Genomic DNA, 19,285 nt, shown 5'->3' on the forward strand with positions numbered 1-19,285 from the left:
GATACCAGGATATTGATGAAACTCCGGCCCTTTTCCGTCACCCACCTGATTCTGCTTTTTGCCTTGCTGCTTGCAGCGGCAACGCTGTACCAAATATCCCCACTGGTAACATTGGAGAGACACCTCCTGACCCTGCGTGCCGCTGTCGTTCCAATGGCAAAGGAATCACCGGTTGTCACTGTCCAGGTGTCCGGGGCTGAACTCACCCGGGAGGGTCTTGCCAAACTGGTCACCCAGCTTTCCAGACAAAAAGCCGGAACCATTCTCCTGTACCTACCACTCTCCTCCCCTTCCTCGAAAGAACTCGCCCAGAAATTAAGCACCATGCTCGATGAATGGGGGCGATCGCCGGAGGCCGGGCATAGCAAGTTGTGGTCGCGCATCAACAAGGAATTATCGGCCTTAGAGATCGAACTCGACGCCGACGCCCGACTCGGCAAAGCCCTGCGTGAGGCCGGCAATGTGGTGCTGGTGGCACCGATCCATACCTTTGGCGAGGTGGACGGCACCTCGGCTGAACTGCAGAGGCTGTCTGTCAAATTTACCCTGCCGGACTGGACCTGGGGTCAGCATCTCAAGCACTTTTCCAACCCATTCTCCTCACTGAAACCGGTTATCCATATCACCTCGGCCCGGGTCCCCTTGGAAGAACTGCGGAGTCAGGCCGCTGCGGTCGGGTTTATCGCATCAGGGGGCGAGGGGGTTCTTGCCGGGTCGCTGCTTCTGCCCGTTGGTGAAAGGTATCTCCTTTCGGCAGCCCTTGCCACCACAATGGTCAGCCGCAAGGCCTCCTCCGAGTCTCTCCATCTGCAATCGCCGGAGCCGGGGACAGTGGTGCTGTCGGTTGGCGAGCGTCGCTACCCGATCGATAACCGCCTGTGTTTATTGCCGGTTCCCCAGGCGCTGCTGCCGAATATGGCCAAGGTTTCCGCCGCCGACATTCTCTCCGGGACTAATAAACCGGCTCTTGTCGAGGGGAAGGTGGCTATTGTTGGTCTCTTTGACCACGCCCGGGCTCAGGAATATGCAGAAGCCCAAATGATCAACCAGATGCTTGGCGACTTTCAGCTTTCCCGGCCGGACTGGTTGCCGATGGTTGAGGTGCTGGTGCTGTTTTATTTTGCCTTTTTCCTCTGGCTGGCGGTGCCTCGCCTGCCAGGCCGCACCGCCATGATCCTCATGGGGTCGTTTGTCTTGATATGGCTGGCCATCGCCACGGTGCTGTTGAGCAATTTCGGGTGGTGGCTGCAGCTCACCCCGCCACTGCTGTTGACGGGCTGCGGCCTGCTATTGCTGCACTTCGCCAGATGGATGCGTGAACGATCGGAGATTCTGAACGAACTCAATTGCAGCTTGGGTAAGATGCTGCAGGAAAAAGGTTTGCTCGACAAGGCATTGGAATCCTATCAGGCATGTTCGCCGGGTGACCCATCTGCCCGCGACCTGATCTACAATCTGGGCCTCGATTTCGAGCGAAAACGCCAATTCAATCAAGCTCTTCGCGCCTACGAATATCTGGCGCAAAGCAGCCGCTACAAGGACATCTCGACGCGCCTGACACGGCTACGGCAGAATGGCGGTGTATCGCTCGGGCGGCAAAATAGGGACGCCACTATGATCCTTGAAAAGGGGGCAGTCCACCCCACCCTCGGCCGCTATGAGGTTATCCGTGAGTTGGGTCAAGGTGCCATGGGCACCGTGTATCTTGGCCGCGACCCCAAGATAAACCGCGAGGTGGCTATCAAGACGCTGGCCTATTCCGATGTCGACGAAGCCCAACTGCCGGCCATTAAAGAGCGTTTCTTCCGCGAGGCTGAGGCGGCCGGCAGACTTAATCACCCCGGCATCGTCACCATCTTTGACGCCGGGGAAGAACACGATCTTGCATACCTGGCGATGGAGTTCCTCGATGGCGAAGATCTGTCGATCCACTGCAAACCCAACGCCCTGCTGCCGCTGGCCGAGGTTCTTGATATTATATCCGATATCGCCGAGGCCCTGGCCTATGCCCACAGCAATAATGTCGTTCATCGCGATATTAAACCGGCGAACATCATGCGTCTGCCCGATGGCTCGGTAAAGGTCACCGATTTCGGTATCGCCCGGGTGGTATCCGACTCCCAGACTCAGACCGGCCTCGTTCTGGGTACGCCGAGTTATATGTCCCCCGAACAGGTCGCCGCCAAAAAGGTCGACGGCCGTTCAGACCTTTTCTCTCTCGGTTCAGTACTTTATGAGTTGTTATGCGGCGAGAAGGCCTTCGTTGGCGACAGCATTGCCTCATTAATGTACAACATTGCCAATGTCAGATACAAACCTCTCAGTGAAAAGCGCAAAGGCCTGCCGGTTTGTGTTCACGACCTGGTTGATATGCTGCTCGTCAGGGCCGTTTCACACCGCCCTGATAATGCCGCCATCGTTGTTGCTGCAGCACGTACCTGCAGGGAGAAGGTGAGAAAGTGATCTATTTCGTTGCCGGTGGTTGCAGTGATTGTGGAAGGGTGCGTGAACATAACGAAGATACCTTCCGGATTGACAGCCGGCGGGGCCTGTTCGTCGTAGCCGATGGCATGGGTGGACATGCCAGCGGAGAATTCGCCAGTGCCCTGGCGGTCAAGACGGTATTCAAGGCACTGCTGTGCGACAAGGGGAGCGCCGCCCCCGGTCCGTGCAATGCGGAAACGCTGCAGACTGCCATAGAACTGGCCAACAGCACAATTTATCAGGATGCCCAGGTGAATCCGCAGCGCAGAGGAATGGGTACAACCTTGACCTTTATGCGCTGGGACCGTTGTCAGTTGTATTTCGGTCATGTGGGGGACAGCCGCGCCTACCGGTTGCGCGGCCATGAACTGCTTCAGTTGACCAGAGATCACACCTGGGTTGACATGCAGGTTCGCGCCGGCATGCTTTCTCAGCAAGAGGCCGAACAAGCCCGGATGCGCCATGTTCTGGTCAAGTCCCTCGGCACCGAGACGGGAGTAGAGCCGGACATTGTTCCAGTCGATGTACAGACCAACGATCGTTTCCTGCTGTGCAGTGACGGTCTCAGCAATCTTGTTGACCATAAGGATCTGCAGGCTATTCTTATGGGCAATGGGACTCCTGCTGCAATCTCCAGGCACCTGGTAGAAAAGGCGAACGCAGTTGGAGGACAAGACAACATTACCGCAGTCGTGATTGACTGCTACGACAATAAATGGCAAGCTGTTCTCAAATCAGCCATTAACAGAATTTGGAGGTAACCATGCTGCAAATATTGCTTAAATTCAACACCAACGTCCTCAAGGTGTTTCAAAGCGACAAGGCCGAGATCACCATCGGCCGGAACATGAAAAATGATATTCAAATCGATAACCTGGCGGTATCCAACTTTCACGCGAGAATTGAACGTCTGCAGGAAAAGTATTTCATTGAAGACCTCAACAGCACCAACGGCACCTTTATCAATGAAGAAAAGATCTCCAGATGTGAACTGCAGGATGGGGACACGGCAAGCATCGGCAAGCATGTCCTGACCTTTCTGCTGGAAGGTGGAGAGAGTGCAATCAGAGGGCTCAGCGACACCGAGATGGCGCAAACCATGATGCTCGATACCGGCAAACAGAGGGAATTGACAAAAGATGTCGAGCCGTCTTTCCCCGATTCACCAGCCCGACTCAAGGTGGAGGAAGGTGACACCACTCAGAAGGAATATCGACTGACGGCGCGGCTGACCGGAATCGGCAAGGCAGACAACTGCGAGGTCAGGCTCCAGGGCCTGTTTGCCCCCAAGAACCTGGCTTACATCACCCGTGATGCAATGGGGTACTCCCTGATTCCAGGAGATAATGCCAGTAAATTGCGGCTGAACGGCGTCACCATCGACAAAGGAACAGCTCTGAAAAATGATGATGTGATTAATGCCGGGAAAATGACCTTCCGGTTTTTACAAAATTAACTGCGCAGGTGTTCGCACCTCAGTACCAACACCCTATCAAAACCCCACCCGCCTTCAGCGAAAAAGAGGAAAAGCAGGCGGCGCCTCATCCAGCCGCATGAAGGGGATTAGAATACCGTTGTTTTTGCTGGCGTCCGGCTACTCTCTTCTCACGAGGCGGATTTCGAAAAGGGTCGGCCAGTATTTTCCAGTGACAAAGAGCTTGTCCTGCTGCGGGTCATGCATGATGCCGTTGAGGACAGCCTCCCTATGGTCGATTCCCAGCCCTTGGCGCAGGCCGGTAAGATCGATCCATCCTTCAACCAGGCCATCCTGCGGATTGATTATGGCAATGCGGTCTGTTCCATAGACATTGGCATAGATCCGCCCATCGATATACTCCAATTCATTGAGGGCATGTACCTCCCAGTTGGCCTCGCGAACGGTTATCCTTCGTTGTTCCGCCAGGGTTTCAGGCTCGAGAAAATAGAGGACCGAACTGCCGTCGCTGGCAATCAGATGATCGGTATCGTGGGTGAGGCCCCATCCCTGGTGAGGATATTCTAGGGTCTTGATGATGCTGAAATCGTCCTTGCGGTACAGCATCGTTTTTCTGTTTTTCCAGGTGAGTTGATACAGTGTTCCGGCAAAGATGGTAATCCCTTCACCGAAGATGTCTCGTGGACAATCGTAGCGCTGCTCTACCTGGCCGGTTGCCAGGTGGACGCGACGGATCGAGGACCTGCCGAGTTTGCCGGTTCCTTCATAAACTTTGCCCTCGTGCCAGAAAAGCCCCTGCGTGAAGGCCTGCGGGTCGTGGGGGTAGGCGTTGACGATACTGTATGAGTAGATTGCCGGTTTGTTCTCCGGTGTTGCAGCCTCTGCCGTCATACTGCAGCCCAGGATGATGCCGAGAACGGTCAAGAGCAAGGCGAGTCGCACGGCAGAGACTAGAGAGGTAGTGAAAATTTGAGATGGTCGCGAAAAATTCGCCGGACCAGGTCGAGTCCTGTTTGCATATCAGGATAGACGATCTTGTACCCCTGCAGGCTGTCGACCCAAGCGGCAACCTCGGCTAGCTTTTTCGGGCTCCAGGTGTCGATGATGCTGTTGCTGCGCACTAGTTCCGCCAGGACCTCATGGGAAGGTACCTCGGTGAGCTGTGGCTGGCTGTTTCTGACATAATGAGGAAAGACAACGGCATTCGCCCGAATCATGCTGAACGGCTCGGCGATGGCCGTGGGCGGCGGAGGATAGAAGCGAACCTCCTTGCCGAACCGCTGGTAGGACAGCAGATTGTGCGCCGCGGGGTAGAATGCATCAAGGGCCGGCCAGCTGCCCGCCTTGATACACATGGCCATGGGCATCGGACTGAGCAGTCCGCTGCCGGAGTTGACGGGGATCACGTCATCGGCAATGAGAGTGAAGCCGATGGCGGCAAGTCCTGCGGCAAGGGTGGTTTTACCGCTGCCGCCCCTTCCGGCAAGAAGGCAGCAAGCCCCACCTCCGGCCACCGCCGCGCCGTGAACCGTCATCAGTCGCCCAGGTACTGCGCAGCCGATTTCGACGATCTCCCACAGCGCCTCGACGGTCAGATCATTAAGCGAGGCTGGATGGCGAATTGTTGTTCCATTCTTAATGATAGCATAGCCATCACCCTCATGGCAGAGGGCGATGGTACCGGCAACAGGGCCGGGAGGGCCGGTATCGACAAGATGACCAAGGCACGGCTGCACTGCCTGCAGAAGCTCCCGGCTGTCAGCGGCAACCCGGATCCGCCTACCGCCAAGCCAGAAGGTGGCATAATCAGGCTGATCCTGTGACGCAACGACGGTGGCTTCCGGGTCGAGACCGGCGGCCGCCCATTGCGAAAAAAGGTCCTCAACTGCTTGCGGATCATGACCAGCCTGCAAGGTAAGCAGAGATTCCAGTTCGCTGCGGTGCATGCCGAGGGCAGAATGTTCCCAGATCCACCGTGCCAGCGGGTTGAGGATATTCAATCGGCCGTCACCAGGACGCAAAACAGCAAGACCTTTTCCGAGGGGAAAGGTGTGGATGTCCTTGACTTCTCTGGTCATGGTAGATGGACAAGGAGGGAGGTAATCATCAACCGGCATCCCCGGATCGGCAGCCAGGGATGCCATCTGCAATCAGGTCCGTCCGGACTGCGCCGAGGCCTGTCTGGCTTCCAGCAGGGTGATCATGACTGGCGCGGTAGCCGCGGCAATGCCCAGGGCGGCGAGTTTTTTCAAGGCCTCACGCCGTTCAGCATCGAGAACATCATTGTCAGAAAGCATTTCTTCATCGGTTTTGTTGTTTTCCATCTGTACCTCCCGTACCGTTCCAGTTATAAGTAAAAAAAACACCTCAACCTTTTCGTATAGAAAACCATTCTTACTGAAAAGCAAAGACCAATTCTCGGTGTATCGATAATTTTTGATGGACTCGATCCGCGCTGGCGAGTGTCTGCCATACGTGTATACGGCCAGCTGGATGACCAGAGGAGATGTTTGCAGACAATGCGGTCACCACTTCTTGAACTCTGTGCCCGAGCTACCGGACACCAGGAACAGTACAAGCTCTTGCACGACCAATGCCAGCTCTGCAAGGATTGGGAGGCTGTCGTCCTGCGCGCCGAGAAGGAGGGGATGACTCCCCTGCTCAGCAAACATCTCGCCGAGTCACAGGCATCCTACCCGGAGCATATCCGCATCCTCCTCGATTTTCTCGATAAGCGATACAAACATCACACGGCAGTCCGCCTGCAGGTGCTGCAAGAGGTGCTGGAGATTTGGGCGGAGGAGCAACTCACTCCTCTGCTGATTAAGGGAGCGGCTCTTTGCCATACCGCCTATGCCGATCCGGCGCTCCGACCCATGCGGGACATGGATATCCTCTTTGCTCCGAACGAAGCGGTGCGTGCCCAAAGGCTCTTACAATCCCTTGCCTTTGTTCCATCGACTGCAGCCATTCCTGCCGACCACCATCATCTGCCGGCCCTCCTGAAAACCGTGCAGGGAATAGTGATATGTATCGAGATTCATCATGGCATGTATCCCAACTGTCCTCCGTATTATCCCGAGGTGAATTTTGACAAACTCTTGGCAACCTCCCGAAAACTCACCATTGGCACGACCGGAGCCCTGACACTCGGTGACATGGAGACACTGGACTACATATACCAGCACGCCTTTCGACCACCTCTTGCCTACGAATCATTTAAGCTGATCAGCGTTGCCGACCTTGTCAGCCTAACCGAAAAAAACCTTGGCAATCTCGACTGGCCTAGGATCCGCCAGAAATACCCCCTTGTTTACAACGCCATTCCCCTTATGCACCATGTCGTACCCTGGGATTTCACCAAGGTTCCCCGGGACTTTGTTCCCCAGAGGGATCATCGCCGCCGGCTCGCTCCGCGTCCTTTTACCGGCTGGCCAAACCGCAAGCTGCGAGAAATGCGGGCCGAAGGTCTTGGCTACGGCAGGGTGCTTTTCCACACCTTTATGCCATCTCTGTGGTGGTTTCGGGTCTTTTATGGGGTTATGACATGGAGCAGGTTACTGGTCGTGATCCTGATCACCCATCCCCGCCAGGTGTTTTGGTGGATACGCCTGTATTGCCAGTTTCTCCCACTCGGCGACCGGCAGTCAAGAGACCAACCCGTCCCTGCCTACCCCCTGGTGCGGCGACTGGCGATGTGGGCCATGAATATAAGTAAATACTTTAAAAATTAATGTGATGATTGCCATTGCCTCATCTGAGCCAGACCTCTACCCGGCGATTTTTTTCCTTGCCGGAAAGGGAAAGATTTGATGCAACGGGAAGCTCTGCACCACCGCTGGCAACATGATCAACGGCAACACCTCTTGACCGTAGCTGCTCGGCCACTATTTCCGCTCTAATTCTTGCCAGTCGCAAGTTCATCTCGTAGTCACCGGCCTTGTCGGCAAAACCGGCAAGAATGATTTGCCGGTCACGGCGGTCTTGCAGAAAATCAGCTACCCGGCTGAGATCTCGTTCGGCCCGCGTGTCGAGAGCAACCTTGCCTGTTTGAAAACGGAAATTGAGGGAAAGACGCTCGGCGTCAGCGGTTGCTTTAAGATACTCCTGAACCATTACCGTGCTTTTTATCTGGGTCTGATCGATCTTTTCGCTATACAGAGTTTTGATATTCATACCAATAAAATCAATATTATTGGTGATTTCCTGTCCCTTTTGAGATTGGACAAATTCAATAAAATCTCGGACATACGAATTTTTGGGGTGAGTTTCCGTATACAGATACAAGCGTCTGACTATCGGATAATCCTCCGTGGCAACAGTAAGAAAGCTCGGCGATATAGGATTGGCGCCGGTCTCAGCAACGGCTATCGCTTTCGCTTCGTTGATACTCGGCAGACTGGTAAAACCTATCCCGAGGGGATCCTGAGCAACCTGCGCTGATAGTTCCGGATTCGATTCGAACCGTCTGACACCTTGCTTCAACTTCATTTGGCCGAGAACAATCGCCTTGAAAGTGTCATAGGTTCCGGAGTTTTCATCTCTTGCATAAACCGCTATCTTGCCCGGTTCACCTCCCACCTGCCGCCAGTTGGTCGTTTTTCCGGAGAAGATATCGGCAAGCTGTTTGATGCTGAGTGTATTGATTTTGTTACTTTTATTAACAACAACCGCAATACCGTCGAGGGCAATGACATGTTCATTGGCTGGCGAGGTCATTTCACCGAGTTTGATGAGTTCGATAAACTCCTTTTCTTGTATTCTCCGGGAGGCCATGCCGATTTCGCATTGTTCCGTCGCAAGATCCTTAAAACCAGTAGCCGATCCATGAGCGTGAATTTCCACTACCTTGATCGAATCCTTGAATTTTGCTTTTATAACTACCTCATTGGCCATATTCCCAGCAAACTGCTCGACCTTTTCAGCCCCAAGTATGGTGCTCAGATAGCCACTGACCAGAGCAGGAGCAAGCTTTGCGCCGATGGTATTCGAACCGTGCAGACGAAGAATGGTTTTTTCCGGTAGAATTGCAGTACCATCGGCATTAACAAGAGCCCCGAAGGAACTCGATTGGCCGGCCGCTCCTAGCTTTTCTGCTGATCGATCGGCAGCATAAAAACGCTCCGGAGATTCTGGAGAGGCAAGGGCAAAGGCTGGGACCATTACTCTGTCAGTAAAATGCACAGCCTGCAAAAGGACAACTATGACACACAAGGGCAGGATCACAACCAGGGCAGAGAGGGTTCGTTTTCTCACTACCTGCAGAACACCCAAAAAACCTTCAACCCTAACACCTGTTGTTTTCATCTTACCCTCACCGTTCAGTGAAAAATGCAAAGAAGTTTGTGATTACCGTATCTGCCCTCCTTCTCTTTTGTAAAAAAGATTGATTATACAGGAATTAGATTCTCGTTAGGTTTTAATTGCCCGGCATTTTCTGCGAGATAACCAGCCGAGGGGAAATTGTACCAATCTTCTCAACACCCCACAAAGAATGGATATAACTATTGATTATCAATATACAAAATCAATACCACCCCTTCTCCGGAAGCAATATTTAATCAAATCGTAACCCTATCGTAATGTATGCACCCTACCCTTTAATCTACGGTAAGTGTTGTTGCGGTAACCTCAACCAATCAAGGGTATATGATCATGATAGAATTTCTCACGGGCATAATCATTTTAGTAATACTCGGATTGATCGTGTGGTTTCAGTTTCAATCATCGAAACTGCCACCAAATGCTCTGCTGCTGTTTGACGTCCTGCAGGAAATAGGCGGCGAGGGTACGCCCACCAATCCCCAGGAAGGCTCTCTGCGAGCGGAAAAACATTGCAAAGCATGAAGGAATACCAACCGGTACGAGAGAAAGCAGGGTTGCGACTGCAGACAGAATCCTCTTTTTCATTGAGGAATACAGCAGGAATGAGGGAAAAATATAGCCTATCAGTGGTGAGGGATTACTGGCCGACGCCACAGACTTGCAGGAGAAGATAAAAAAAGCCGGCAACAGCAGCCGAAGCCGGAATGGTGACCACCCAGGCAAGGGCCAGGTTGGCGGCAACTTCCCAGCGAACAGCGGATAAACGCTTTGTGGAACCGACTCCGAAGATACATGCTGTGATGGTGTGGGTAGTGGAAATCGGTGCGCCAACCAACGAAGCACCGGTAATGACCATAGCAGCCGAGGTTTCAGCCGCAAAACCGGTAATTGGCTCCAGTTTTGAGATACGTTGGCCCATCGTTTTGATAATTTTCCATCCGCCAAGCGCGGTACCGAGCCCCATTGCCAAGGCGCAGGAGATTGTAACCCAAAAAGGAACAATTACAGAATCGATCTGGTGAAAAAGCAGAAGGGCCAGAGTGATTACACCCATGGTTTTTTGCGCATCATTGAGGCCGTGACTGGTGGCCATAAAGGCGGCCGAGAGTATCTGCAGCTTTTTGAATTTCTGCGCGACATTCTTGCGGTTGGCATTGGCAAAAACAAACAGCAAGCCAAGCATCACCAGATAACTCACAAGAAACCCGGCAAGAGGAGATAGTACCATTGGCAGGATGATTTTTTTCAGAATACTCATGCCGTTTAGGCTGGCAAAGCCTGAATGGGTAATCGCCGCGCCGATCAGTCCGCCGATCAGGGCGTGGGAGGATGAGGATGGAATACCAAAGTACCAGGTGATGAGGTTCCAGGCAATGGCGCCAATAAGAGCAGCCAGGACCAGAATTTGACTGCCCATAACGATATCGGTGTTGACGATCCCCTTGCCCAAGGTATGCGCCACCTCACTGCCTAAAAGCGCACCGATCAGATTCAGTACCGCCGCCATGAGTACCGCCGTTCGCGGGGTCAAAACATTGGTGCTGACCACTGTGGCGATGGCATTGGCACAATCATGCGCCCCGTTGGTGAAATCAAAAATCAGGGCAATAACTACTATGACAATGAGCAGCAAGGGGACATCAAGCATTTTTTAGCACCACCTCTTCAATAGCATCCACCAGATCGTCTATCCTCTCGATTACCTGCTCAATGCGATCATACACTTGTATCCATTTGATAATATCGACGACGCCGCTTATTTCGCTGACGGGCCCATCCTGTAACTCCGCCAGGCCGGTACTGAGCAACATCTCACAATCCAGCTTGAGATCCTTACTTTCCCTGACTATCGGTCCGACTTCCTCCCCACCTTGAAGAGCACCAATCAGTTTTCCTGTCGAGACGGCCATCATCTGTATATTTTCCATCATTTTTTGGGCAGGAAAGCGAATGCGGCCAAAACCGGAGATGTGGGTGCGGGTGGCAATGCTTTTCAGGACATTAATCGAATCTTCTTGGGCAAGACTGATCCGATAAATATCTTCACGATCGATTGGGGTGATAAACGAACTGGAAAGCTGGCGGGCAATTTCGCGACAAAGCTCGTCACCCCGCTCTTCCTTTATGGAAATTCGTTTGAGTGCCTCATCGACAAGACTGTAGTTATCGAAAAGTTGGCTAAGCTCCGTGGCAACATCCTTGAAGAGTTCATTTTGCTGAATCAGCAGGTCAAAAAAACGAATGGATTTGGGAAAAAGGGTAAATGCCATAACAAGAGTCCTGCCTGATTATTCAAACGCTTCATCATCCAAGGGCCTTCCTTTGCTAATCAAGAACAAGTGCCCTGCCAAAACTTCGCCAAGTACCCCAGTAGTCTGTATCTCTCCCGCCATTTCTTTCGGGTATGAAAAGGGCTTCTCGGTGCGACCCGTAATACAAAGCTCAGATTAGGATTCTGTTAGATTTTCATTTGATTTTGGTTAGCGTTACATTCATTTCTTTTTTGGTGCGCAGAGTAATGAAACTCGCGCCGTCTCATCGCCTCTTCGATTCTGTTGTCACGCACAAAGATATTGGCAATGATCAACTTCATCATGGCTCACTTTTATAGAATAGCGTATCATGGTTTCTTTGTATGGTTAAAGAGAAAAACATTTTATGGACACGAGAGACATGAATCCCATTTGTATCATAGATGATCAGCCTTCCATTGGTAGCACAATTTCCAACGTTCTGATGGACGAGGGTTATCAAGCCCTGGTATTTCCTGATGCAGAGAGTTTCTTACAAAAGCTCGACACACTCGAGCCCTCCCTTGTTATGCTAGATATCTGGCTTCCAGGGCTGGACGGTCTGGAGCTTCTGAAACGGTTACAAGGCCGATTCCCATCGCTGCCCATCATAATGATGAGTGGGCATGCCGGTATTGAGACGGCGGTTACCGCGATAAAGGCCGGCGCCTACGATTTCATGGAAAAACCCTTACATCTTGAAGTATTACTCGACAAGGTAAAATCTGCTATTAAGCATCGCCCTGCAAGGATCACATCGATCCTTCCTTCCGATACGGAACTCGAGATCGCCAGCGCCGACCTTTTAATGCCCCCCGGCATGGTGGAGGTTATAGATTCTACCGAACCGCAACGAACCCTTAAGGAGAATGTTGTCCTGAATGGCGTAGGCCTTCTGAGTGGCCGAAAAACGGGCATTATCCTCAGCCCTCTGGGGATAGATGAAGGGATCGTCTTTCAAACTCTCGACGGCCAAACCATCCGTGGTCATATCACCTCCTTAGCCAATTTTTCCAAAACTGTCTCGTCAAAAACCTTTTCAGCCAACTCCACCACCCTCGATAATGGCCGGCAACAGGTGAGAACTGTCGAACACTTGATGGCAATCTTTTCCATGTATGGCATAACAAACGTGCTTATAAAGGTCGACGATGAGGTGCCGAATGTAGATGGTTCAGCCAAGGATTTCTGTGCCCTTATTGAACAGGCAGGAATAGAGGCGCAACCAGCAACCACCAAGGTTGCCGTCATCCGTCAGAGGGTCGGAGTTGGCAATGATGAAAGGGATGAAAAGCATCTCCATGCTGAACCCTTTGATGGGTTCGAGATTGTGATGAGGGTTGATTATCCTTCTCCCATAGGCGAACAGATTTTCACCTTCAATCCTGAAAAAAAATCATTTGCAAAGGAAATAGCCCCAGCTCGATCATTCAATACCTTTGAAAATATCGAAATGGCACAAAGGCTTGGAAAGGTCGGTGGCGGATATCTTAACTCCCATATCATCATGTACGAGGGTAAGGTTATCAATACCGAGCTGCGATATCCTGATGAATTTGTACGACACAAGATACTCGACCTGATAGGCGATCTCTATCTCCTCGGTTTTGCCATTAAAGGACGAATTACCGCTAATATGACATCTCATGGGTACAATCAGGCACTGGTAGAACGCCTGTACCAGGCTATCCAGAGTAATTCCGTATAAAGCTGCCTCAACAGACTTGCGCCCTCAGTTAATGTTGGACAAACAAAAAAAGGGATCTGCTTTACAGCAGATCCCTTGCAAATCATAAAATTTGGCCCAGCGAGTTATTTTCTCTTCGAAGCGCGCTTTGCAGCCTTCAATGGGTTAACCCTGATTTTCACAACACTAATTTCCGGCTTTGCATGCGTTGCAAAATTGCAAAAACCCAATTTCCATTTAGCCGAAGGATTCACATAACTCCTGCAGTACTGAGCATTCTCACTTTCTACGATACGGCCACATCCTTCGCACTTATCAATGATAGGCTGAAAACGACCATCAGCATAATTTACCGTCGCCTGATTCTCCATGTATTCGTCCTCCGATACGTCAAACTCTTGCTGGCGCTCCCATCGTCACACCAGGGGAAACAGCCGTGGTGAACCACGGACTGACACAAGTAGCAAATATAGAACCTCTCTATATAGCAAACCTGGGACAAAGAAACAAGCTTTTTAAAGCCGAACCGCTCATCATAACAGTTCTTCCTTACCTGCCACTTGAACAGCGGGATATTGAAGTAATGAAGTGATGAAACCTTCTCCCCTCCACATCAGCAAATTGGCAAGTGGCCTTCTCCCGCGACCCCAAAATATATGCATGAGAAGAATTCTAATTTGCCATCATCGTTTCAGCAGATACGGATGAGCTCTTTTCCATTAAAATATGCCCCACCCCCACAAGATGACAACCTGTCCTTACAACGTTCTAGAAATAATTTGCCAAGACAATGCAATAAAACTCCAGGACTTGTAATATGAAGCATCTTGTTATATAATCGATTTTACTTTCTGTTTGGAACGAATGGAGGTGTTTTCCTGACTCCTCTTGATATGCTCTCTAAAATTGGAGGCAAAGATGCCGGTTTATGTTTGGAAGGGGAAAAATTCTGCTGGCGAGAAAAGAAAGGGAGAAATTGAAGCTCCCGACCAGGCTGGTGCACTCGCACAACTAAAACGGCTGCGGATCATCGACTTAGTCATAAAGGAAAAGCCCAAAGACCTTCTTGCAAATGTTGCTTTTTTCAAACCGAAAGTGACGGGAAAAGATATCGTTATCTTTACCCGTCAGTTATCGACTATGATTAACGCTGGCCTTCCTCTGGTTCAAGGTCTCGAAATACTTGAGAAACAACAGGCAAATCCGACATTCAGAAAAGCGTTGGGAGAGATCCGCGCCGATGTCGAAGCAGGATCTACTCTTGCCGATTCAATGCGGAAAAAGCCGAAGGTGTTCGACAATCTATTTACCAACATGATCGAGGCTGGGGAAACTGGGGGTATTTTAGATACTATTCTTTCGAGGCTCGCCGTCTTTATGGAGAAATCCATGGCTCTCAAAAAGAAAATAAAAGGGGCAATGACCTACCCGGCAATTTGCCTTGGAATTTCCATAGTTATCTTGGCGATTATTCTCATCTTTGTTATACCGGTATTCTCAAAAATGTTTGCCGACTTCGGCTCGACATTGCCGCTCCCAACTCAAATTGTTGTAAATATGAGCGAATTCTTTAAAAGCAATATTCTCTATATTGCCATCGGCATTTTTATTGCGATAATGCTTGTGAAGAAATTCTACGGCACAGAAAAGGGCAAGTTGGTTATTGACAAGGGCCTATTACATGCTCCTGTCGTTGGGATTTTGTTGCGCAAGGTGGCTGTCGCAAAATTCACAAGGACACTAAGCACCATGCTGCAAAGCGGTGTTCCAATTCTTGAGGCATTGCAGGTAGTTGCAAAAACAGCGGGAAACAAAATAATTGAGAATGCGGTATTTCGAGTTGGCGATTCGATTGCGGAAGGGAGGCCATTGGCCGACCCATTAGAGGAAAGTGGAGTATTTCCCAACATGGTAATACAGATGATCAACGTCGGCGAATCTGTCGGTGCATTAGACACCATGCTTGAAAAAATCGCTGATTTCTATGACGAAGAAGTTGATCAGGCGGTAGAAAACCTGACTGCTATGATTGAGCCTTTCATGATGGTCTTTCTTGGGGGCATGATTGGCGGTCTGGTTGTCGCAATGTATTTACCAATTTTCAAGATTGCTGCCGTCGTCTAAGAAAATCTCAATCAATTGATTTTGTTATTTGTTGCTGAATATTTGACTTTCTGCTCTGAAAGTATATCATTGTAAAAAGTTTCTTAACCAATACAGTACAATCAGGAGGAATTATGACCCTTACAAAAGCTGATTTGGTCCAGCAAGTGTACAAAAACCACGAGGGGTTAACAAAAGCCCAGGCTACCGATTCAGTAGAAGCATTTCTTCGTATCTCGAAAGATTCACTGATAAATGGTTCCGATCTCTTATTAAGTGGTTTCGGCAAATTTAATGTGAAACGGAAAAATGCACGTCGGGGCAGAAACCCACAAACCGGAGATGAGCTCACCCTTGATGCTCGGCGTGTTGTCACCTTCAAGCCATCTGGGATTTTAAGGGAAAAGATAAACGCATCTTAATGTTTTTTGAGTTTGCTACGTTTTTCGGGTTTCTCTCTTAGGCGAATCGTTGGTTGCTCTTCGAGCGCTTGTGGTGTGTGGCGTTGTGGTACCATCTCTGGGCTTCCCGGAAAATTTCCCTTGTATGTTCCAGGGATTTCTTGCGACCGCAAGACCTGAAAGAATCTATATCAGGTCAGCGGTCGCTTTCGTTTAGGCTTTGATTTTCAGCTACCAGGGGTGTCTTTCTTAATTCATAATGCAGATTACCTTCCCCAGGATTGATCATGTTCGCTACAAACCTTCCTTGCAGCGCCGTTTCACTTCAAAATATCACATTCACAAATGACTGGAGCCTTCACCCCTGGGAATCACAGACAATTTCCGACAACCTCCTCCAATCATTTAACAGGATAGGCATTATCCACAAACCAATCCTCCTGACAAAAGAAAACGGCACTTTTGACATTCTATGCGGGTATAAAAGGTTGTTATTTACCCTGACCAAAGCACAAATGCGCAATATCGATTGCCTGATTCTGCCTCAAAAGACCCAACCGACACTACTCCTCGATATTCTGCTGACCGACCAATGCTCGGCACGCCCTTTGTCGCTGGTGGAGAAAGCGCAATTTGTAGAGATATCCTCCCGCTTTCTGGCCGATCAAGATATTATTGATAATTACTTTGAAAGGCTGCAGTTGAGGAAAAAGCTTTCAGTTATAAATGACCTTAAAAATATTTTGCAATTTGATCCGTTCATAATTGCAGAAATTCACAGTGATATGCTTCAAGAAAAAATGGTCGGCGAGCTTTTGAGGTTACAGGGGATACCGGACCGTCTAGCCTTGGTGCGACTTTTTAAGGGTCTTGCTTTGGGTGAGGGAAAGCAAAAGAGGTTTTTCACCCTCATTCGGGACATCTCTTTCCGCTTGGGATGTACTATCTCGGCATATCTCAGGACTCAGGAGATTGATCAAATTCTCAAACATCCAGAGCTCAATATCCCCCAAAAAATTCAGCACCTTAAGGATCTGCTGCAACAACAACTCAATCCTTTACACTCGCAAGCCGAAGACAAATTCACAAAACAAGTTCGCGACCTGCAGTTGCCCTCGCATTTCACAATTACTCATAGCCCATCATTTGAAAGAGATACAGTTACACTCTCGATAGTCTGTAAGAGCTTGAGCGACTGTGCCGACTTGGTTTCGAAAATCAACCACTTTTCACAAGATAGGTAATTTTCCAACATTCTGTAGGTCAATTCTTAAATGAACTGGTACCTGAAGGCAGGATTCTTACGATTTCGGACTATATGCTATTTCGCCAGAAATCATCATATCATCACCGTGCCTTTTGTAGCGCACAGAAATCAATCTAGGCGCATCTTTTCGGCCCTGCACATGAAGTCCCGTAGCCAGAGGAAGCCCTCTGTCTCCCGCGAAGAGCGGGGCATAGAACAGCGTAGCATAATCAAAGAGCTTTTCGTCCAGAAAGGCCCCATGAAGCTTCGCCCCGCCCTCTACCATAACCGAACAGACCCCTTCTCGTCCAAGAATTGTGAGTAGTTGCAGCAGATGCAATCCACCATTTTTTCGCTCAAGAGGAAACAACCGAATTCCCTTGGATTGAAAATCGCCGATTCTTCTTTGCGATACATCCTCTGCATGAAACACCCATGCCGGCACCTTCGAATCACCAGCGTAGACATTAGAATTCAGTGAAGTCGACAACTGGCTATCCAAAATAATCCTAAGAGGATCTCTTGTACGTTTCCCTGGAATCCGGGTGGTCAGTGACGGGTTGTCAATTTTTACCGTGCCGCTGCCAACCAATATTGCATCCACCCTATCTCGGAGTCTGTGTGCCTCAAGTACCGATTCTCGACCAGTAATCCAACCGCTATTCCCTTCCAGATAGTTTAATCGACCATCAAGACTGACACCCGCCTTCATGATTACATAAGGCAGTCCTGTTGTAATATGCTTGATGAAAGCAACGTTTAAAGCCTCACATTCTTTTGTCAGAATACCGCTGGTAACGGAAATTCCACGGGCTTGCAGGGTGGCGATGCCGCTGCCGTTAACGAGTGGATTGGGATCTTTCATCCCTACAACAACCCGGGAAATTCCACTCTTAATAATGGCGAGAGTGCAGGGAGGAGTTTTACCGGTATGATTACATGGTTCGAGTGTTACGTAGATGGTGGCCCCAGCAACAGCTTCAGTGGCCTGTTGCAATGCATGTATCTCAGCATGTGGGGTGCCGGCTTTCTTGTGATATCCCTTGGCGATAATCCGGTCCTCTTTCACTATGACCGCGCCGACACATGGATTGGGCGAGGTACGTCCTAATCCTTTTTTTGCTTCAATGATGGCCAGGCGCATATACTTTTCATCCGCCGACCTATTCATTTTTCTCCCCTTGAATCAAGCAGTGTTTTCAGCTCCGCCATAAATTCATTCACATCTTTGAATTGGCGATACACCGAGGCAAAACGTACATATGCAACTTCATCAAGACGTGGAAGCCCTTCCATTACCCACTGGCCAACAACCTGCGAATGAATTTCCTTAGCGCCATAGTCCTGCAGTTTGTGCTCGATCTCATCGGCAAACTCATCAATTTTATCTCTGCTTACCGTTCTTTTTTCACAAGCCTTTTCCAAACCGGCGACAAGTTTATGCCTATCCCACGGTTCTCTGCGGCCATCTTTTTTTACAAGCACCGGCAACATTACTTCAAGCCGTTCATAGGTGGTGAACCTTTGATCACAAGCAACACATTCCCTCCTTCTTCTGGTAATAGTCGCATCCTTATTAAGTCGCGAATCAATAACTCTGTTATCAAGATGTCCACAATATGGGCATTTCATAAGTTACTCCACGAAAAAGAATACATGATATAATAATCAACTGAACGGTACCTGGTAACAGCCGGTCTTTTTTGGTATTACCAGTGCCGGTCGCCCTCGGTTTTACCAACAATTTTGGACAAATCACGAAAAAACCTGACCATTTTACCCTCAGATCAGCATACCATCGAAACGACGAGAGCCGATTTTGCGGGGCAAAATCGGCTCTCGGTACAGTATATACTTCTTGCAATCATCAATCACTAAATTTAGCAATTCTTCTTTGGTGTCTTCCTCCGGCAAAAGGTGTCGCCAACCAGACATGTACCATTTCAATGGCAACTTCCACTTCGAGCACTCTGGCGCCAAGGCAAAGAATGTTAGCATTATTATGCTCTCTACTCATTTTAGCGGTATAAACATTCGAGCAATTTGCGGCTCTTATGGCCCTATTCCTATTGGCCGCAATTGACATTCCAATGCCCGTGCCACAAATCAAAATCCCCATCTGACATTCACCACTGATGATACGCTCGACTGCCTTCTCGGCAAAATCAGGGTAGTCGACTGATTCATTGGAAAAACAACCGATATCGACAACATCTTGTCCGGCGTCGATGAGCGACCTGGCTATCAACTCCTTTAATTCAAAACCACCATGATCGGCTGCAATTGCTATCTTCACCAGTCTCTCCAAAATCT

At 49.8% G+C, this 19,285-nt stretch carries 19 protein-coding genes; 9 read left to right on the top strand and 10 right to left on the bottom strand.

Translation table 11 applies throughout. The annotated features are described in order from the left end of the window. The first annotated feature begins 15 nt into the window (after positions 1-15). The 3 genes from OEL83_17140 to OEL83_17150 are packed head-to-tail and all read left to right on the top strand — an operon-like array spanning position 16 to position 3,940. A complete protein-coding gene (locus OEL83_17140) occupies positions 16-2,463 on the top strand; it encodes a protein kinase (GenBank protein ID MDK9708769.1) in 2,448 nt (815 codons plus the stop codon). Then, on the top strand, positions 2,460-3,245 hold the full coding sequence (locus tag OEL83_17145) for a Stp1/IreP family PP2C-type Ser/Thr phosphatase (protein ID MDK9708770.1): 786 nt from the start codon (positions 2,460-2,462) through the stop codon (positions 3,243-3,245). The genes OEL83_17140 and OEL83_17145 overlap by 4 nt, the downstream gene beginning before the upstream one ends. Before the next feature lie 2 nt (positions 3,246-3,247). After that, a complete protein-coding gene (locus OEL83_17150) occupies positions 3,248-3,940 on the top strand; it encodes an FHA domain-containing protein (GenBank protein ID MDK9708771.1) in 693 nt (230 codons plus the stop codon). Positions 3,941-4,078: 138 nt separating this feature from the next. On the opposite strand, the gene OEL83_17155 is transcribed toward OEL83_17150, so the two are convergent. Genes OEL83_17155 through OEL83_17165 form a run of 3 tightly spaced genes read right to left on the bottom strand, consistent with a single transcriptional unit; the run spans position 4,079 to position 6,243 of the window. Beyond that, complete coding sequence (locus OEL83_17155; protein MDK9708772.1) at positions 4,079-4,810, bottom strand: glutaminyl-peptide cyclotransferase; 732 nt, start codon at positions 4,808-4,810, stop codon at positions 4,079-4,081. A gap of 59 nt (positions 4,811-4,869) precedes the next feature. Beyond that, positions 4,870-6,063, bottom strand: a complete 1,194-nt coding sequence (locus OEL83_17160) for a hypothetical protein (GenBank protein MDK9708773.1) — start codon at positions 6,061-6,063, stop codon at positions 4,870-4,872. 6 nt (positions 6,064-6,069) lie between these two features. After that, the gene (locus tag OEL83_17165) at positions 6,070-6,243 is read right to left on the bottom strand and encodes a twin-arginine translocation signal domain-containing protein (protein MDK9708774.1); all 174 of its coding nucleotides are present in this window, start codon (positions 6,241-6,243) and stop codon (positions 6,070-6,072) included. A 195-nt stretch (positions 6,244-6,438) separates the two neighbouring features. Here OEL83_17165 and OEL83_17170 point away from each other — a divergent pair, with 195 nt between their 5' ends. After that, positions 6,439-7,653, top strand: coding sequence for a nucleotidyltransferase family protein (locus OEL83_17170; protein ID MDK9708775.1), 1,215 nt, complete (start codon positions 6,439-6,441; stop codon positions 7,651-7,653). Positions 7,654-7,672: 19 nt separating this feature from the next. Here the strand turns inward: OEL83_17170 and OEL83_17175 are convergent, their stop codons facing one another. Next, the gene (locus OEL83_17175) at positions 7,673-9,226 is read right to left on the bottom strand and encodes a phosphate ABC transporter substrate-binding/OmpA family protein (protein MDK9708776.1); all 1,554 of its coding nucleotides are present in this window, start codon (positions 9,224-9,226) and stop codon (positions 7,673-7,675) included. A 348-nt stretch (positions 9,227-9,574) separates the two neighbouring features. On the opposite strand from OEL83_17175, the gene OEL83_17180 reads away from it, so the two are divergent. Further along, positions 9,575-9,766 carry a hypothetical protein gene (locus OEL83_17180; protein ID MDK9708777.1) on the top strand — a complete coding sequence of 64 codons (192 nt, stop codon included), beginning with the start codon at positions 9,575-9,577 and terminating at the stop codon, positions 9,764-9,766. Positions 9,767-9,881: 115 nt separating this feature from the next. Here the strand turns inward: OEL83_17180 and OEL83_17185 are convergent, their stop codons facing one another. After that, on the bottom strand, positions 9,882-10,892 hold the full coding sequence (locus tag OEL83_17185) for an inorganic phosphate transporter (protein ID MDK9708778.1): 1,011 nt from the start codon (positions 10,890-10,892) through the stop codon (positions 9,882-9,884). Beyond that, complete coding sequence (locus OEL83_17190; GenBank protein MDK9708779.1) at positions 10,885-11,514, bottom strand: DUF47 family protein; 630 nt, start codon at positions 11,512-11,514, stop codon at positions 10,885-10,887. Before OEL83_17190 ends, OEL83_17185 begins: the two co-directional genes overlap by 8 nt. 403 nt (positions 11,515-11,917) lie before the next feature. Between OEL83_17190 and lpxC the strand changes: the two genes are divergently transcribed. After that, positions 11,918-13,243, top strand: a complete 1,326-nt coding sequence (gene lpxC, locus OEL83_17195) for a UDP-3-O-acyl-N-acetylglucosamine deacetylase (GenBank protein ID MDK9708780.1) — start codon at positions 11,918-11,920, stop codon at positions 13,241-13,243. 104 nt (positions 13,244-13,347) lie between these two features. On the opposite strand, the gene OEL83_17200 is transcribed toward lpxC, so the two are convergent. Further along, on the bottom strand, positions 13,348-13,593 hold the full coding sequence (locus OEL83_17200) for a PxxKW family cysteine-rich protein (protein ID MDK9708781.1): 246 nt from the start codon (positions 13,591-13,593) through the stop codon (positions 13,348-13,350). A 547-nt stretch (positions 13,594-14,140) separates the two neighbouring features. On the opposite strand from OEL83_17200, the gene OEL83_17205 reads away from it, so the two are divergent. The 3 genes from OEL83_17205 (at position 14,141) to OEL83_17215 (ending at position 16,970) form a co-directional block, all read left to right on the top strand. Then, complete coding sequence (locus OEL83_17205) at positions 14,141-15,346, top strand: type II secretion system F family protein (protein ID MDK9708782.1); 1,206 nt, start codon at positions 14,141-14,143, stop codon at positions 15,344-15,346. Positions 15,347-15,459: 113 nt separating this feature from the next. Further along, the gene (locus tag OEL83_17210; GenBank protein MDK9708783.1) at positions 15,460-15,747 is read left to right on the top strand and encodes an integration host factor subunit alpha; all 288 of its coding nucleotides are present in this window, start codon (positions 15,460-15,462) and stop codon (positions 15,745-15,747) included. Between the two features lie 266 nt (positions 15,748-16,013). Beyond that, positions 16,014-16,970, top strand: a complete 957-nt coding sequence (locus OEL83_17215; protein MDK9708784.1) for a hypothetical protein — start codon at positions 16,014-16,016, stop codon at positions 16,968-16,970. Positions 16,971-17,027: 57 nt separating this feature from the next. On the opposite strand, the gene ribD is transcribed toward OEL83_17215, so the two are convergent. The 3 genes from ribD to rpiB form a co-directional block, all read right to left on the bottom strand. Then, a complete protein-coding gene (gene ribD, locus OEL83_17220) occupies positions 17,028-18,143 on the bottom strand; it encodes a bifunctional diaminohydroxyphosphoribosylaminopyrimidine deaminase/5-amino-6-(5-phosphoribosylamino)uracil reductase RibD (protein ID MDK9708785.1) in 1,116 nt (371 codons plus the stop codon). Then, positions 18,140-18,604 (bottom strand): transcriptional regulator NrdR, encoded by a 465-nt coding sequence (gene nrdR / locus OEL83_17225; protein MDK9708786.1) that lies wholly within the window; start codon positions 18,602-18,604, stop codon positions 18,140-18,142. The genes ribD and nrdR overlap by 4 nt, the downstream gene beginning before the upstream one ends. Before the next feature lie 235 nt (positions 18,605-18,839). Further along, positions 18,840-19,271 carry a ribose 5-phosphate isomerase B gene (rpiB, locus tag OEL83_17230; protein MDK9708787.1) on the bottom strand — a complete coding sequence of 144 codons (432 nt, stop codon included), beginning with the start codon at positions 19,269-19,271 and terminating at the stop codon, positions 18,840-18,842. Between the last annotated feature and the right edge of the window lie 14 nt (positions 19,272-19,285).

Origin of the sequence: Desulforhopalus sp. (assembly GCA_030247675.1) — a bacterium.
GTDB lineage: Bacteria > Desulfobacterota > Desulfobulbia > Desulfobulbales > Desulfocapsaceae > Desulforhopalus_A.